At 45.6% G+C, this 14,280-nt stretch carries 19 protein-coding genes; 12 read left to right on the plus strand and 7 right to left on the minus strand.

Going from position 1 to position 14,280, the window contains the following annotated elements:
* Window positions 1-5: 5 nt before the first annotated feature.
* From QM657_RS07455 to rpsR, 7 genes are all read left to right on the plus strand, one after another.
* Window positions 6-926: a DUF2156 domain-containing protein gene (locus tag QM657_RS07455; protein WP_415065972.1), complete on the plus strand. Its 921-nt coding sequence runs from the start codon at window positions 6-8 to the stop codon at window positions 924-926.
* Window positions 927-1,979 (plus strand): GNAT family N-acetyltransferase, encoded by a 1,053-nt coding sequence (locus tag QM657_RS07460; protein WP_415065973.1) that lies wholly within the window; start codon window positions 927-929, stop codon window positions 1,977-1,979.
* Window positions 1,980-2,020: 41 nt separating this feature from the next.
* Window positions 2,021-3,010 carry an L-glyceraldehyde 3-phosphate reductase gene (gene mgrA / locus QM657_RS07465; protein WP_415065974.1) on the plus strand — a complete coding sequence of 330 codons (990 nt, stop codon included), beginning with the start codon at window positions 2,021-2,023 and terminating at the stop codon, window positions 3,008-3,010.
* Between the two features lie 50 nt (window positions 3,011-3,060).
* Window positions 3,061-3,258 carry a DUF951 domain-containing protein gene (locus tag QM657_RS07470; RefSeq protein ID WP_333651922.1) on the plus strand — a complete coding sequence of 66 codons (198 nt, stop codon included), beginning with the start codon at window positions 3,061-3,063 and terminating at the stop codon, window positions 3,256-3,258.
* Between the two features lie 169 nt (window positions 3,259-3,427).
* Window positions 3,428-3,715, plus strand: coding sequence for a 30S ribosomal protein S6 (rpsF, locus tag QM657_RS07475; RefSeq protein ID WP_415065975.1), 288 nt, complete (start codon window positions 3,428-3,430; stop codon window positions 3,713-3,715).
* Window positions 3,716-3,737: 22 nt separating this feature from the next.
* Entirely contained in the window at window positions 3,738-4,190 is a 453-nt protein-coding gene (locus QM657_RS07480) for a single-stranded DNA-binding protein (RefSeq protein WP_415065976.1), read from the plus strand.
* 21 nt (window positions 4,191-4,211) lie between these two features.
* Entirely contained in the window at window positions 4,212-4,478 is a 267-nt protein-coding gene (gene rpsR, locus QM657_RS07485) for a 30S ribosomal protein S18 (protein WP_415065977.1), read from the plus strand.
* Between the two features lie 162 nt (window positions 4,479-4,640).
* Here rpsR and QM657_RS07490 read toward each other — a convergent pair whose 3' ends face one another.
* Together QM657_RS07490 and QM657_RS07495 are read right to left on the minus strand one after the other, a co-directional pair.
* Window positions 4,641-5,408: an SDR family NAD(P)-dependent oxidoreductase gene (locus QM657_RS07490; protein ID WP_415065978.1), complete on the minus strand. Its 768-nt coding sequence runs from the start codon at window positions 5,406-5,408 to the stop codon at window positions 4,641-4,643.
* 208 nt (window positions 5,409-5,616) lie between these two features.
* Entirely contained in the window at window positions 5,617-6,030 is a 414-nt protein-coding gene (locus QM657_RS07495) for a MerR family transcriptional regulator (protein ID WP_415065979.1), read from the minus strand.
* Between the two features lie 121 nt (window positions 6,031-6,151).
* Between QM657_RS07495 and QM657_RS07500 the strand changes: the two genes are divergently transcribed.
* Window positions 6,152-6,907 (plus strand): SDR family NAD(P)-dependent oxidoreductase, encoded by a 756-nt coding sequence (locus QM657_RS07500; protein ID WP_415065980.1) that lies wholly within the window; start codon window positions 6,152-6,154, stop codon window positions 6,905-6,907.
* A gap of 569 nt (window positions 6,908-7,476) precedes the next feature.
* A complete protein-coding gene (locus tag QM657_RS07505) occupies window positions 7,477-7,731 on the plus strand; it encodes a GlsB/YeaQ/YmgE family stress response membrane protein (protein ID WP_415065981.1) in 255 nt (84 codons plus the stop codon).
* A gap of 102 nt (window positions 7,732-7,833) precedes the next feature.
* Here QM657_RS07505 and QM657_RS07510 read toward each other — a convergent pair whose 3' ends face one another.
* The 5 genes from QM657_RS07510 to QM657_RS07530 all read right to left on the minus strand — a co-directional run bounded on the left by QM657_RS07510 (window position 7,834) and on the right by QM657_RS07530 (window position 12,333).
* Window positions 7,834-8,610, minus strand: coding sequence for a DUF169 domain-containing protein (locus tag QM657_RS07510; RefSeq protein WP_415065982.1), 777 nt, complete (start codon window positions 8,608-8,610; stop codon window positions 7,834-7,836).
* Window positions 8,610-9,497 carry a MetQ/NlpA family ABC transporter substrate-binding protein gene (locus QM657_RS07515; protein WP_415065983.1) on the minus strand — a complete coding sequence of 296 codons (888 nt, stop codon included), beginning with the start codon at window positions 9,495-9,497 and terminating at the stop codon, window positions 8,610-8,612. Before QM657_RS07515 ends, QM657_RS07510 begins: the two co-directional genes overlap by 1 nt.
* A 15-nt stretch (window positions 9,498-9,512) precedes the next feature.
* Window positions 9,513-10,196, minus strand: coding sequence for a methionine ABC transporter permease (locus QM657_RS07520; protein WP_415065984.1), 684 nt, complete (start codon window positions 10,194-10,196; stop codon window positions 9,513-9,515).
* Window positions 10,196-11,158 carry a methionine ABC transporter ATP-binding protein gene (locus QM657_RS07525; protein WP_415065985.1) on the minus strand — a complete coding sequence of 321 codons (963 nt, stop codon included), beginning with the start codon at window positions 11,156-11,158 and terminating at the stop codon, window positions 10,196-10,198. Before QM657_RS07525 ends, QM657_RS07520 begins: the two co-directional genes overlap by 1 nt.
* Window positions 11,159-11,460: 302 nt before the next feature.
* Entirely contained in the window at window positions 11,461-12,333 is an 873-nt protein-coding gene (locus QM657_RS07530; RefSeq protein WP_415065986.1) for a MurR/RpiR family transcriptional regulator, read from the minus strand.
* A gap of 273 nt (window positions 12,334-12,606) precedes the next feature.
* Here QM657_RS07530 and QM657_RS07535 point away from each other — a divergent pair, with 273 nt between their 5' ends.
* The 3 genes from QM657_RS07535 to QM657_RS07545 are packed head-to-tail and all read left to right on the plus strand — an operon-like array spanning window position 12,607 to window position 14,279.
* Complete coding sequence (locus QM657_RS07535; RefSeq protein WP_415065987.1) at window positions 12,607-13,023, plus strand: PTS sugar transporter subunit IIA; 417 nt, start codon at window positions 12,607-12,609, stop codon at window positions 13,021-13,023.
* A gap of 3 nt (window positions 13,024-13,026) precedes the next feature.
* Window positions 13,027-13,518, plus strand: a complete 492-nt coding sequence (locus QM657_RS07540) for a PTS system mannose/fructose/N-acetylgalactosamine-transporter subunit IIB (protein WP_415065988.1) — start codon at window positions 13,027-13,029, stop codon at window positions 13,516-13,518.
* Between the two features lie 11 nt (window positions 13,519-13,529).
* Window positions 13,530-14,279, plus strand: coding sequence for a PTS mannose/fructose/sorbose/N-acetylgalactosamine transporter subunit IIC (locus QM657_RS07545; protein WP_415065989.1), 750 nt, complete (start codon window positions 13,530-13,532; stop codon window positions 14,277-14,279).
* Window position 14,280 lies beyond the last annotated feature (1 nt).

Genomic DNA, 14,280 nt, shown 5'->3' on the forward strand with positions numbered 1-14,280 from the left:
CAATTATGAATTTACAATTTAAGAGGCTGGAAGCCCAGGATATTGACAAGATCATTCCGTTTTACGGCTTGCGGCCCAACAAGGCATGTGACAGTGTATATTTAGACAGTTTTATATGGAGGGAATACTACAACGTGCAGTATGCCATCAGCGATAACCGTGCGCTGCTGTTCTTAATGGAAAAGGATGGAGAACCATTTTCAGCCATGCCCATGTGCAGGGAAGAAGACCTAACCCATTATTTTCAGGAAATAACGGATTACTTTAACCAGGTTTTAAAAAAGCCTCTCCGCATTTACATTGCAGATGAGGACGCGGTTAAATATTTAAATCTGGACCCGGAGAAGTTTGATGTCAGGGAGGAAGAGGATTTAAAGGATTATCTTTACGATGCCCAGGCCATGAGAACTCTTGCGGGGAAGAAGCTTCACAAGAAAAAGAATCATTTGAATTCATTTTTAAGGGAATATGAAGGACGGTATGAATACAGAACACTTTACTGCTCAGGCCGGGATGATGTTTTGGAATTTCTCGATAAATGGTGGGAAAACAAGGTGGAGTCCCCGGAATATGAGCGCCAGCTTGAATATGAAGTGATGGGCGTCCATGACATATTGAAAAACTGCACCATGCACCACGCCAGAATGGCTGGAATCTATATTGATGGCAAGCTGAAGGCATTTACCATTGGCACGTATAATGCCCTCGAAAAAATGGCTGTCATCCATATTGAAAAGGCAGACCCCAATATAAAGGGTCTTTATCAGTTTATCAATCAGCAGTTTCTGATTCATGCTTATACGGAAGAACTGGTACTGGTAAACAGGGAAGACGATGTGGGAATGGAGGGCTTAAGGCAGGCGAAAATGTCCTATTACCCCATTGGCTTCGCCAGGAAATACGGAGTGATCCAGAAGGGCTTTTAAATGATAATACGGTATTTAAAGCAGGAAGAGAAAATCGAAAGCAAGGCACTGTGGGGAAAGGTATTTGACGAGGATTCCCAAAGCTTTATGGACTACTATTATTCGGACCGGGTCAGGAGAAATAAGATTTTGACTGCCTGGGACGGAGAACGGCTGGCGGCTATGCTTCACCGCAATCCTTATGATGTGGTGATCAGGGACCGCCTTTGGAAGACGGATTATATTGCGGGAGTGGCGACTGATCCGGAGTACCGGCATCAGGGATATATGAGACGGCTTTTGCTCCGCTGCTTTTCCGATATGTATGCGGAGCGGATGGGCTTTAGTTTTCTGGTTCCCGCTGATCCCGCCATTTACCGCCCCTTTGATTATACCTATATCTGCGATCTGCCTTCTCAGGAGCTGAATGAAAAAGGGCTTTCCCAGCTCAGCAGACGGGCGCTTGTGGAGCAGTCCGCAGAATCCAGGGAAGCGGCGCGGTTTGCAGGCAGGCTGCTGGAGCAGTCTTATGAGGTCTATGCCCTGCGGGATGAGGGCTATTACCGGGATTTGTGCCGGGAGGTGAGAAGCGATAAGGGCGATCTGATTCTCCTTTATACCAGGGACGAAAAAGAGGAGCTGGCCGGTATCTGGGCCTATTACGGGGAAATGGCGGAGAACAAGAGGGAGCTGATCTGCCTTCCTGACTATGTAAAGGAAACAGGGCCCAAAAAGCCGGCTGTTATGGGACGGATCATTCATCTGGAGCAGTTTGTTTCCGTGATCTGTTTAAAAGAGGACTGCCCTGTTGATGAGATGGAGCTGCTTCTTGAGGTGAAGGACGGTTTTATCCCCCAGAATGCAGGGATATACCGGTGGAAGCTGGACCGCAAGGGATCGGTTCTGGCCCGTGTGAGTGCAGATGCCGGTTTAAAACCCCATCTGTCCATGGGAATCGGGGAACTGACCTCCTGGCTCTTTGGATACGGGGAACCGCCGGTGCCGGAGGAGAGCATGGCTCTGGCAGAGCGCATCCGGCTTTTAAACGGAGTGTTTTTCGATGAAATCACGTAAGGTTACGATAAAAGGACTTGCAGAAAGAGAGGAACGGCAGAATGTATCAGGCAGCAGAAGACAGATATGAGAACATGGAGTATAAACGTTGTGGAAGGAGCGGAGTTCTGCTCCCAAAAGTGTCTTTGGGACTATGGCAGAATTTTGGCCTGGAAAAGCTGGTATCAGAGCAGAGGAAGATTCTCTTAAGAGCCTTTGACATGGGAATCACCCATTTTGACCTGGCTAATAACTACGGCGCTCCTGCCAGGGGAAAAGCGGAGGAAAACTTTGGGGAGATATTAAAAAGCGATCTGGGGACCTACCGGGATGAGCTGATCATTTCCACCAAGGCAGGCTTTGATATGTGGCCCGGACCCTATGGAAACTGGGGCTCCAGAAAGTATTTGATGGCCAGCCTGGACCAGAGCTTAAAGCGCATGGGACTGGAATACGTGGACATTTTCTACCACCACAGGCCCGACCCGGAAACCCCTCTGGAGGAGACCATGGGAGCCCTGGCTGACATTGTAAAACAGGGAAAAGCCCTTTACGTGGGAATCTCCAACTACAGCGAACTGGAGGCGAGGGAAGCCATCCAGATGCTGCGGATACAGGGTGTGCCGTGCCTCATCCACCAGCCAAGGTACAACATGTTTGAGAGGGATGCAGAAAAAGGGCTGTTTAACGCTCTTTTGGAAAACGGCGCAGGCTGCATCTGCTACAGCCCTCTGGCTCAGGGAGCTTTGACAGACCGCTACTTAAACGGCATTCCGGAAGGCTCCAGGGCGGCGAGAGAAGGAACCACGGTAGGCGGACGCTATCTGACCGAGGACAAGCTGGCCCAGATCAAGGCTCTTCATGAGCTGGCAGGAAAGAGGGGGCAGACCTTAGCCCAGATGGCACTTTCCTGGGTGCTTCGGGAAGAGGCCGTGACCTCTGTACTGATCGGAGCCAGCAGCATCAAGCAGCTGGAAGGAAACGTGGACTGCTTAAAGAATCTGGAATTCACAGAGGAAGAGCTGGAGCAGATTGATTCTATTTTAAAATAAGCGGCAATTGTTAAAAAGAACTGCAAAAACGGACGGGGCAGGTGTATGGAATGATTTATGAAGTCGGAGATATTGTAAAGTTAAAAAAGCCCCATCCCTGCGGGAGCCAGGAATGGGAAATCCTGCGGGTAGGGGCGGATTTCCGTTTAAAATGCATGGGATGTTCCCATCAGATCATGGTGGCAAGGAAGCTGGTGGAGAAAAATACCAGAGGTTTGAAGTCTCCTGACGGAACGCCAAAGGCTTAAACTCTTCTGATCAGAAAAAAACGCCGAAAAAATACAAAAAAGTGCCGGAAAACGAGAAAAATGCTTGCTTTTATAAAAAGTTTCCGGTATAATGTTATTTCGTGACATATTAAATCCTTGCTCCTGAAACTGAAAGCAGGGGCCAGAGACCACAAGGAGGTAACGAAGCATGAACAAATATGAGTTAACCGTTGTTCTTAACGCAAAACTCGAGGATGAAGAGAGAGCAGCAGCTATGGAGAAAGTGACAGGCTATATCACTCGCTTCAATGGCGCTGTAACCAACGTTGATGAATGGGGTAAGAAGAGATTAGCTTACGAAATTCAGAAAATGAAAGAGGGATTCTACTACTTCATCCAATTTGATGGCGATTCCACAACACCGAACGAATTAGAATCACACGTTCGCATTATGGAGCCGGTTATCAGATACTTATGCGTAAGACAAGAGGCATAATAGATAAAGAAAGCGTGATCGTATGAACAAAGTAATCCTTATGGGCAGATTAACCCGTGATCCAGAAGTAAGATATTCCCAAGGAGAGCGCGCTATGGCAATCGCAAGGTACAGCCTTGCTGTTGACCGCAGAGGACGCAGAAATCAGGACGGCAATGAGCAGACTGCAGATTTCATCAACTGTGTTGCATTTGACAAGGCAGGAGAGTTTGCAGAGAAGTATTTTCGTCAGGGTATGAGAGTATTGGTTTCCGGAAGGATCCAGACTGGAAGTTATACGAATAAAGACGGCGTAAAGGTTTATACAACCGATGTAATTGTAGAAGATCAGGAATTCGCAGACAGCAAGGGAGCGGCTCCGGGAGAAGGCGGCGGTTATCAGCCCACTTCCAGACCAACACCTTCCAGTGCGATCGGCGATGGATTTATGAACATTCCGGATGGAGTCGAAGACGAAGGACTTCCATTCAACTAAATCTAACAGGAGGCAAGACCAATGGCATATAACAGAAATGATAAGGCTGATGGCTCTAAGATCAGAAGAGGCGGCATGCGCAGAAGAAAAAAAGTATGTGTATTCTGTGGAGAGAAGAACGGCGTTATTGATTATAAAGATGTAAATAAGTTAAAGAGATATGTATCTGAGAGAGGAAAAATCCTTCCCAGACGTATTACAGGCAACTGTGCAAAGCACCAGAGAGCGCTTACCGTTGCTATTAAGAGAGCAAGACATATCGCTCTTATGCCTTACACAATGGAATAAAGCGATTTATCGCTGTTTTCATCTTGTGTGGTACAGGCTTAAACAAAATGGAAAGACCTTGCATGAAAGTGCCTGGTCTTTTTTTAGGCTCTTTGCCAGTAAAAATTCCCCCAAAGGTGATCGCCTCTGGGGGAATTCAAAGGAAGAAATCTGTATTTCAGGCTATCTTGCAACATATCCGCCGTCTACCGGTAATATGACACCGGTAACGAAGGCTGCTTCATCGGAAGCCAGGAACAGAACTGCATTTGCAAGTTCTGAAGATGGAGCGACCCGGCCCATGGGAGTGGAATTCATGATGACTTTCATAGAATCTTCCTGGCTTAGTTCATCGCCCGGTCTGCTGGTAAACAGGGGCAGCATTGCTGTGTCAGTCGGTCCTGGGCAGAGGCAGTTTACACGGATATTTTCTTTTGCGTACTTTACAGCCAGGCTTCTGGTCAGGTTTACAACAGCGCCTTTGGCAGCACCATAGAGGGGGCTGTTGGTGGAAGCCACCATACCGCCTACCGATGCTGTGAATATAACGCTGCCTCCGCCCTGTTTCTGGAATTCAGGCAGGGCGTATTTTACGGCAAAGAAACCGCCTTTAAGGTTTATGTCCATACCCTTGTCGTAATCTTCCTCTTCCACATCCATTCCGGCGGCACAAGGATAACCGGCATTGTTGAACAGAATATCCAGCCTGCCGTATGCTTCTACTGCAAAATCGATCATCGCTTTAACCTGGCTGACATCGGCCACATCAACTTCAAAAAAGCTTGCTTCTCCGCCTTCTGCCTTGATTCCTGCGACAGTGTCCAAGCCGTTCTGCCTGTTCATGTCTGCAACCACAACCCTGGCCCCTTCTTTTGCAAACCGTTCTGCTGAAGCCCGTCCGATGCCGGATGCCCCACCTGTGATAATGGCTACCTTGTCTTTTAACCTCATTTTGTATACCTCCTCATTGTTATATGGTGATACAGGCGTTTGAAAAATGCCAAAAACTGCGGGATTGGAAATCTTTGGGAACTTGTTATGGGTTCACTATACAACTTAAAGTCGACTTTAAGTCAAGGGTTTTTTGATTTTGTGGAAGAGCAGAAATAAAGTGCTCTCAATCTGGAATTGAGGGCACTTTATTTCTGGCTTTTCTGGTTTAATAGGTTTCTTTTATGAAGGGATACTTGGCTTCATGAATGCTTTCTGTACCGGCGTTAACGGCTTCTTCATAGTATAACACTTTGTCTTCAATGATTTTTAAATTGTTTCGAAGGGCCTTTATCTGTTTTTTTACATCATCTCTGTGGCGTTTGATGAGAGCCTGTCTCTGTTTTAACGTTGCATCGCCTTGCATAAATAAGTCAATAAATTCTTTGATCTCCTTGATTGGCAGCCCTGTTTCCTTCAGGCAATTGACGATTTCAAGCCAGGCCAGATCGCTTTCCTTAAAAGAACGGATTCCGCCAGGAGTTCTTTCCACAAATGGAAGGAGTCCTTCTTTTTCATAAAAGCGCAGTGTATGGGGCTTTACATTACATCTTTCGGCCGCCTGGGTAATTGTATACCTCATAATATTTACCTCCGTTTACCCTTAGTTTACCTCCGGATTGAAGATAAAGTCAATATTAAAAAGTTCCTCTTGACTTAAAGCCGACTTTAAGTGTTAGAATAGAAAAAAAGGAGTAATGCTTATGGGTAAACTAGAAGGAAGAGTAGCGATTATTACAGGAACAAGCAGCGGACTTGGACGGGCCACTGCAATTGCTTTTGCAAGAGAAGGTGCAAAGCTTGCTATTTGTGCGCGTCGGAAAGAGAAGCTCCAAAAGACGGCGGAGGACTGTGAAAAAGAGGGCGCAGAAGTCCTGTCACTGCAATGCGATGTGACCAATTATGATGATTTGAAAAACCTGGTGGATGCCACTATGGAGAAATTTGGCCGCATTGATATCCTTGTTAACAATGCAGTATCTGCCACACAGGTTATTTCTATTATGGACCACACAGATGAGATGTGGGATTCTGTAATGAACAGCGGATTAAAGGCTTCCTGGGATTTAATGCGCCTTTGCCAGCCAATTATGATGGAGCAGAAGTATGGAAAGATCATCAACATTTCTTCTGCAACAGCTTTCCAGGGCTCTGCATTATTTGGAGCTTATGTGGCTGCAAAAGCGGCAATTATGGGCCTGACTATGGTAGCTGCAAGGGAGTGGGGACCGTACATCAATGTAAACTGTTTAAGCCCTCTTGCTGTGACAGAACAGTCGGACAGGGGATTTGCGAAGATGCCGCAGGAAGCGGTGGAGGCATTTGTTCCGCCTCTTGGCCGCGTTGGAGATGCTTTGGAAGATGTGGCTCCCTGTATGGTATTCCTGGCATCAGAGGATTCCCGCTATGTAACTGGCCAGAATTTAAATGTAGACGGCGGTCTTGAAATTCATTTATAAGAAATTAATATTTAGTCTATGAAAAAGGGAATGCTGTAAAGCAGGTGAAAAATCATCTGTGAAGCAGTGTTCCTTTTTTATGGATCAGTCAGTTAGAAATGGGAGTAAATGATTATAGTTCCCTAAGTTTGCTTTACTCAATGATCATAAATCTTATATCTTCTTTGGCTGTGGGCAGTGAAATTTATAAAAAAATGCTTAATTGTACTATAAACATATTGCAATAATAGGAAATATGGTGTATAATTGTTTGTAAATAGAAGATTAATTGATTATTTAACTGATTTAAAAACGTGCTGGAATATAAAGCATGGAGAATGGTATAAAACAAATGGTAAATGACGATGAAAGTTACAAGGATGTTCCTTTTATTGTGTATAAAAAATATAAACTTGGTACAATATAATGGTAAATCCTTGATAATGATAAAACCTCATACAGTATCTTTACATTCATGCAAGGCTGGTTTTTCAGTTCTTGCAGAAATTTAAAATGGTTTACCGGATTACCCGGTAGTAAATGACAACAAACAAAATTACGCATAAAATTGTAGAAAGAAGGAATCGATTATGGGACTTATAAGCTGGATTATTATTGGTGCTGTTGCTGGTTGGATTGCCAGCATGTTTACTGGAAATAATAAGAGAATGGGCGCTTTTGCCAACATAGCAACAGGTATCGCCGGAGGTTTGATCGGCGGATTTTTGGTAAGTATTTTAGGTGGAACCGGCATTACCGGGTTTAATCTCTGGAGTCTGGTTGTTTCCATCATAGGCGCAGTTATTTTACTATCCATTATCAATGCATTTTCAGGAAGGAAGTAATAAGTGATTTATTGATTCACTGACATATAAGAATGAGCATGAAATGTGCCGGGGTCTTTTGGCAGCATTTCATGCTCATCTTTTTTATTTTAAACTCCTCTTTTAGCAATCCTTATAATAATTGTACTGGTATTTCACTTCAAAGGGGATTCCCAGTTCTGCAAAGTTAGCTGCAATTCTCTTCTTATTCTCATCGTCTTCCATGATGTTAATGGTGTTAAAAATCCCGTCAACCACTTTGGAAAATCTGGATACAGGGATTCCCACTGCCATTTCTTCTTTTCCCCAGACCGTCAAGTGTCTTGTGCCGGTGCACAGCAGGGAAATGTTCATATCCTGGGTCACGTAAGGCCTTGCGGAGCACTCCAGACAGACGGCCTGATTCCCCAGCATATTGATGTTTTTCGGCATGCCGTAGGAATAAGCGTATCCCTGTGTGATCCGCATGATATTATAGGGATTGGTCACAATCACCACCACATCCGGTTCGGCATCATACTTTTCCAGAGGCTGTACCAGAACCCCGTACATGGGCTTTTGTGAGTAGGAAAGTCCGGCCCGTATTTCTGCGCTTAATTCCTGGCTGGAATAGAGCCCCAGTCTGGCCCAGTTTTCCCCGCGGGCATTTTTTTCATCTGCCGGATTGATACCCAGGACTCTTGGACCGCTTTGACAGGAAAAGGACTCCCCATGAGCCTTGATGCTGTGGCCTGCAGAAGCGCCTTTTATCATCTGGCAGTAGCGGATGGGCCTTTTCGGCAAGACCGCTTCTGTTTTTTGAAATTCAGTTTCCGTTTCAATCAGCTTTACCCCTACAGCCCTGCGGGCCAGATCCAGGGAAGCATATAATTTAGCGGTATCCTCTTTCCATTGATTCATTATTCTTTCACCTGATCATCGCTGGTATAGAATTCAAATACATTTGGAAATGCCTTGTTTATCTTTTCCTGAACAGTCTTGTCCTTGAAGCATTCTGCAAAGGCGACAGCCCAGTCGGAAGCGGCATTCTCTTCTTTTACAATGACGCCCATAGGGTAGTTGATCATGGAATTGTCCCTTGCAATATAAGAAGAAGCATCCTTGCCGGCGGCGGCCATGTGGGTAAAGAATACACATGCTCCGTCTAAATCTGTCAAAGCGGTTACTGTCTGCCCCTGTTCCATTTCAATGATCTCAAGGTTTTTCGGGTTTTCAACGATGTCGGCGACTGTGGCCTGTTTCTGGTCTGCATTGAGTTTGATTAAGCCTTCCTGCTCTAAAATCCGGAGGGCGATGTCCTCATTCATGGCGTCGTTCATGACTGCAATCCTGGCATTGTCGGGAAATTCTGAGATTGAGGCATGCTTTTCCGAATACAGGCCGATTCCGGTATACATGGCGTATGGTTTTGCCATGTCAAGGGCTGAGCCGTTGTTTGCATTATAGCTCATGACAAATTTTTTATGCTGTCCCAGAGCCATGTCCGTTTCACCGCTTGCACAGGCTTCCAAAACCACCGGGTTGGCATCAAAGGTTTTAAACTCTGTTTCGTATCCTTTGGCTTCAAAAATATCCTTAATGGCATCATAGTAAACCTTGGAAATAGCGGTGCCTCCGATTACGATTTTCTTTGAAGCTTCTGTTTCCTGGACTGCTGCAGTTTCCTGAGCAGTGGCAGGCTGGGTGGCCTCTGTTGTTTTGGGTGCGGTGTCGTTTTTCCCGCATCCGGTCATTCCTGCGATTGCTGCTATGGCAGCTAATGTTAAAAATAAAGTTCTCTTTTTCATTTTTTCTCCTTTTTGTCAATTCAATTTGTTATATATCATTTTTCCCAATCCCTGGATCAGAAGAACCAACAGGATGAGTATTGCAACAATGAAGTACATGATTGCATAATCAAAACGCTGATACCCATAGGTGAGGGCCACTGCTCCAAGGCCTCCGGCCCCGACGGCTCCTGCCATGGCTGTCATGTTCAGCATATTGATCAGCATGATGGTGAAGTTGGATACCAGGCTGGGCAGGGCTTCCACCAGCATGATCTTGTATACGATCTGGGGTTTGGAAGCGCCGAATGCCTTGGCCGCCTTGATCAGTTGAGGGTCCACGGTCTGGAGGGAATTTTCCGTCATTCTCGTTGCAAATGGGGTGCAGCCGATGGTGATTGCAAATATGGCCGCCTCTGTTCCGATTCTGGTTCCCAGCACCAGTCTGGTGAGGGGGGCAATGGCAACAATTAAAATCATGGTGGGAAATGACCGGACGATATCTGTCACCTTCCCAAGGATATAATTTACTCCCGGATTGGGAGAGAGTCCGTTTTTGTCTGTTATGAACAAAATAATGCCAAGGATCATGCCAAAAAAGATGGATAAAATGGCGGAGACAAAAACCATTTGAAGGGTAGCGAAGACTGCCGGTACAATGACCGATGGAAAGTATTGAAATAAATAGGACCTTTCCAGCCACAAGGATATGGTGTTCATCAAGGTGCCCTCCTTTCAGCGCGGTAAGTGATTCCATGGGATTGGAGATAGTTCTGGCAAATGGGCAGATCTTCTGTATCCACATTTATGGTCACATTGCCGTATTTCTGGTCACGGAATTCAAAAAAGTCTGAATCCACCATGGAATAGGGATTTTTCAGCAGTTTTCCCAGTTCCCACAGTAAGGTGCCGAAGGAAAGCTCTAATATGAGGTTGACGCCTGATGAGGGGATATCAATTCTTTCGCTTGTCCCCAGAAGTTTTTGCAGGGCAGGAGGCTTTTGAAGGAAGAGTTTCTTTACATCTCCCTGGGCGGATACTTCTCCGTTCTCCAGAATTGCCATCCTATGGCAGAACTGCTGAACCACCGGCATTTCATGGGTGACCATGATGATGGTGATCCCCATTTCTTTTCGTATCTCTTCCAGAAGATTCAAGATGGAGGAAGTGATATTGGGATCCAGAGAGGAGGTGCTTTCATCGGAGAGTATGTACTTGGGATTCATGGTGAGGGCTCGCGCGATGGCGACTCTCTGCTTTTGGCCGCCGCTCAGTTCTGAGGGCCGGGACTTTAACTTGTCCTTTAATCCTACCATTTCTGCCAGTTCATAGACTCTTTTTTTTATGCCGTCTTTTGGAACGCCCCAGCATTCCATGGGGAGAGCGATATTCTGATATACATTTTTCCGGCTGACCAGGGAAAAGTTCTGGAAGATCATTCCCATGTTTTTGCGGAAAAGCCTTGCCTGCTTTTCTCCTAAGGATTCCAGTTGTACGCCATCCACGACAATAGAGCCGGAATCATAAGAATCCAACCCGGCCAGACAATTTAAAAGTGTGGATTTTCCCACCCCGCTGGGACCTGTAAGCCCGTATACCTGACTGTCTTCTATGGTCAGGCTGACGTTTTTTAAAACCTGCAGATCGCCAAAGGTTTTATTTATGTTTTTTATTTCTATCACGGATGCACCTGTCTTATTTTTGTAGGTTATTTTGTATCGATAGGTAAAAAATATGCAGTAAAAGCCGGTATTCCAAAAAAAATCTATTTTATTATGCATTAGCCCTATATATTAGTCAAATCGAAATGTGCTATAAATGAAGGGTATTTATAGGATAATTCTATATATGGTATTATATTCCATAAAGTATTGAATCCATGGGGGTGGGATTGAAATGGGTGCAGAAGAGTATGAAACATAAAAATAACTGCTCTGTCCTGCGGACGAAGCAGTTATTTTTATATTTTCTCCGTTAAAAGCGCTTAAAAAAGGTCCATGAACTTTCTCAGCCCGTCTCTGGTATCATCTTCGCTGCTCAGTTTTGAGTAGGAAGCAGCCCTTTGAAAGTTCTGGAATGACTTCATATCTTCCGTCAGGAAGTTGTGAAACAGCATGTCAAATAAAGCCAGAATCAGGATTTCCCTGGAAATGGTGTTGCTGCTGTGCAGCAGGTCCGTCTTGGGAATCAAAAGGATGATGCTGGCGTAGGGGGAGCAGAGGGATTTTTCGTAGTTGGTGACCAGGAGTATGCTGCTTCCGTTCTTTTTAAAGTCCGCCAAAATAGAGGACAACTGCTTGTGGTTGCCCGACAGGGTGATGGTGATGAACAAATCGCCTTCCTGGGACAGACTTTGATACAACTTCAAGGTATCGTAATTGGTCAGAGCCTGTACCGTCAGTCCGATGGTCATAAATTTATGGGCGATGATTTCTGCTATGTTCTGGTTAAAATTCAGCCCTACAATAAAGATGCGCCGGGATTTCAGCATAAGCTCCCTGGCGTGATCGAGGTCCATGGGGTTTGTCAAGTTGAACAGGCTTTCCAAAAGCATCTTGTTGTCATTTAAGAGGGTGGAGTAATCGGAGTGGTTGACTGAAGAAGAGCTCTTGTCAATTTCCTTCTGCATGGTGTATTTTAACTCATTAAGCCCGGAGTAGCCTACCTTCTGGGCAAAGCGGATGATGCTGGCATCTGACGTGCCGATTTCCTTTGCCAGCTCCTGAGCGCTTAATTCAATGAACCTCATGGTGGATTTTTTGATGTATTGGACGATCTTCCAGTCCGTTTTGGTGAACTGGTTGGACATGCCGTCAATGCGGGCCATTAAGGTGAAAAGTTCGTATTTTTCCGTCATTTAAGGTGCAGCCTTTCTTTCACTGCTTCCGGAACAGGGAAGCAATGTTGTTATTTCTGTAGTGTTTCTGTAGTGAATTTCAAATTCAGTATATCATATTTCCGCTTCAAAATTCAATATTCCCCGTTTAAAAAAGTTATAATTACAGAAAAGTAGTAAAATACATATTGAAACTTATACAAATAATACAAATACAATATTGACATTAAAAATGTAGTATGCTACAATTCGTTTTATCAAGGACATTTAAGGGAAATAAAAAGGAGGTATGATATGGAGAAACCGCAGGTTTTACTTTTAACCCACGGAGGCTGGGGCATGGCGCTGACGGAAAGCCTTAAGATGATCATGGGCAGTGTTGATTTTGTCCATGAGATCGCGCTGACACCGGAATTGACGTTTTCGGAGTATTACGCCCTTGTGGATGAATTTGCAGCGGGGCTGCCGGAGAAGTCCTTAATCCTGACGGATGTGTTCGGGGGGACTACCACCAATGCGGGGGCCAAGGTCGGGAGGGACCGCAACATCAAGGTGATTTCAGGCCTCAACGCGCCGCTCATGCTGGAAGCCTGTACCCAGATCAAGTACATGGAGGATTTGAATTTTGATTCCGTATTGCAGCAGGGTCAGGCATCGATCATTGATGTGATCAGTGAAGTCACAAAATCTATGGAAAAAAAGGAGAGTTAAAAAATGGCAGAAATCGTATTATGCAGGATTGACAGCAGGCTGATTCACGGGCAGGTCATGACAAAATGGGTCAACCAGTCCCAGGCCAATAAGATCATTGTAGTGAGCGACAGCCTGGCTGCCGACGAGTTTATGCTGGAGATTTACCTCATGGCAGCTCCGGCAGGGGTCAAGGTGGAATGCTACAGCAGGGCGGATGCCGTAAAGCTGTGGAAGGAAAACCAGTTTGGAAGCGGACGGGTGCTTTTACTGCTTCCTGATCTGGAAAGCATGAAGGCGGTTTACGGCGGGGGAATCGAGGTTCGGGATATCCAGGTTGGAGGTCTGGGGGGAGCTCCAAACCGTAAGGTGGTATTCCAGAATATTACCCTGGATGATGCTGATGTGGAAAAGCTGGTCTATCTTCAAAATGCAGGTGTAAAGGTGATTTTCCAGACCATTCCTGAGGATGTTCCCCAGAATCTGGATGCAATCTTAAAAAAATACAATAACTGAGGAGGTATGGTATGAGCGTTTTGACATTGGCTGTATGTATGGGAATTTATTACTGGTTCTGCCGCTTGAGATTTGGATACACCTTTTCTTCCATGCTGCTGCAACCGGTGGTCATCGGTGTGTTTGTCGGCCTGCTGACCGGAAATATGGAGCTCTCCATGAAGATCGGCGCGGGGCTTCAGTTGGTTTATCTGGGAGTTACCTCAACCCCTGGCGGCAATGTTCCAAGTGACCCGGCTCTTGCGGGCTGTATCGCCATTCCTTTGGGCGTGATGTCCAACATGACCCCTGAGGTCGCCATTGCCCTGGCCATCCCTTTTGGAGTTATTGGAGTATTTGTAGACCAGTTGAGAAGAAGCACCAATGCGATCTGGGTACATATGGCAGACCGGTATGCGGAGAAAGCCGATACAAAGGGGATTTTACGGGCAGCTTTCCTCTATCCGGCTATTGCAGGCTTTATCATCCGTTTCCCCATTGTTTTTGCCATTGACTTTTTCGGCGTAACAGCAGTGGAAAAGCTGATTTCCGTCCTTCCCCGCTGGCTCATGCACTCCTTTGAGATCATGGGAGGAATTCTTCCGGCTCTTGGCTTTGCCATCACCCTGTCCGTCATTGGAAAGAAGAGTCTGGTGCCGTTCTTTATCATCGGTTTCTTTGCGGTTATGTATTTGCAGCTTGATACCATGGCAGTGGCTATTTTCGCAACCTGTATGGCCTTGCTTTTAGGTTTATTCCAGTTAAAGGAGGAGGCAGTTTAAG

The sequence above is a fragment of the Lacrimispora sp. genome (genome assembly GCF_047605665.1).
In the GTDB taxonomy this organism is placed as follows: Bacteria; Bacillota; Clostridia; order Lachnospirales; family Lachnospiraceae; genus Lacrimispora.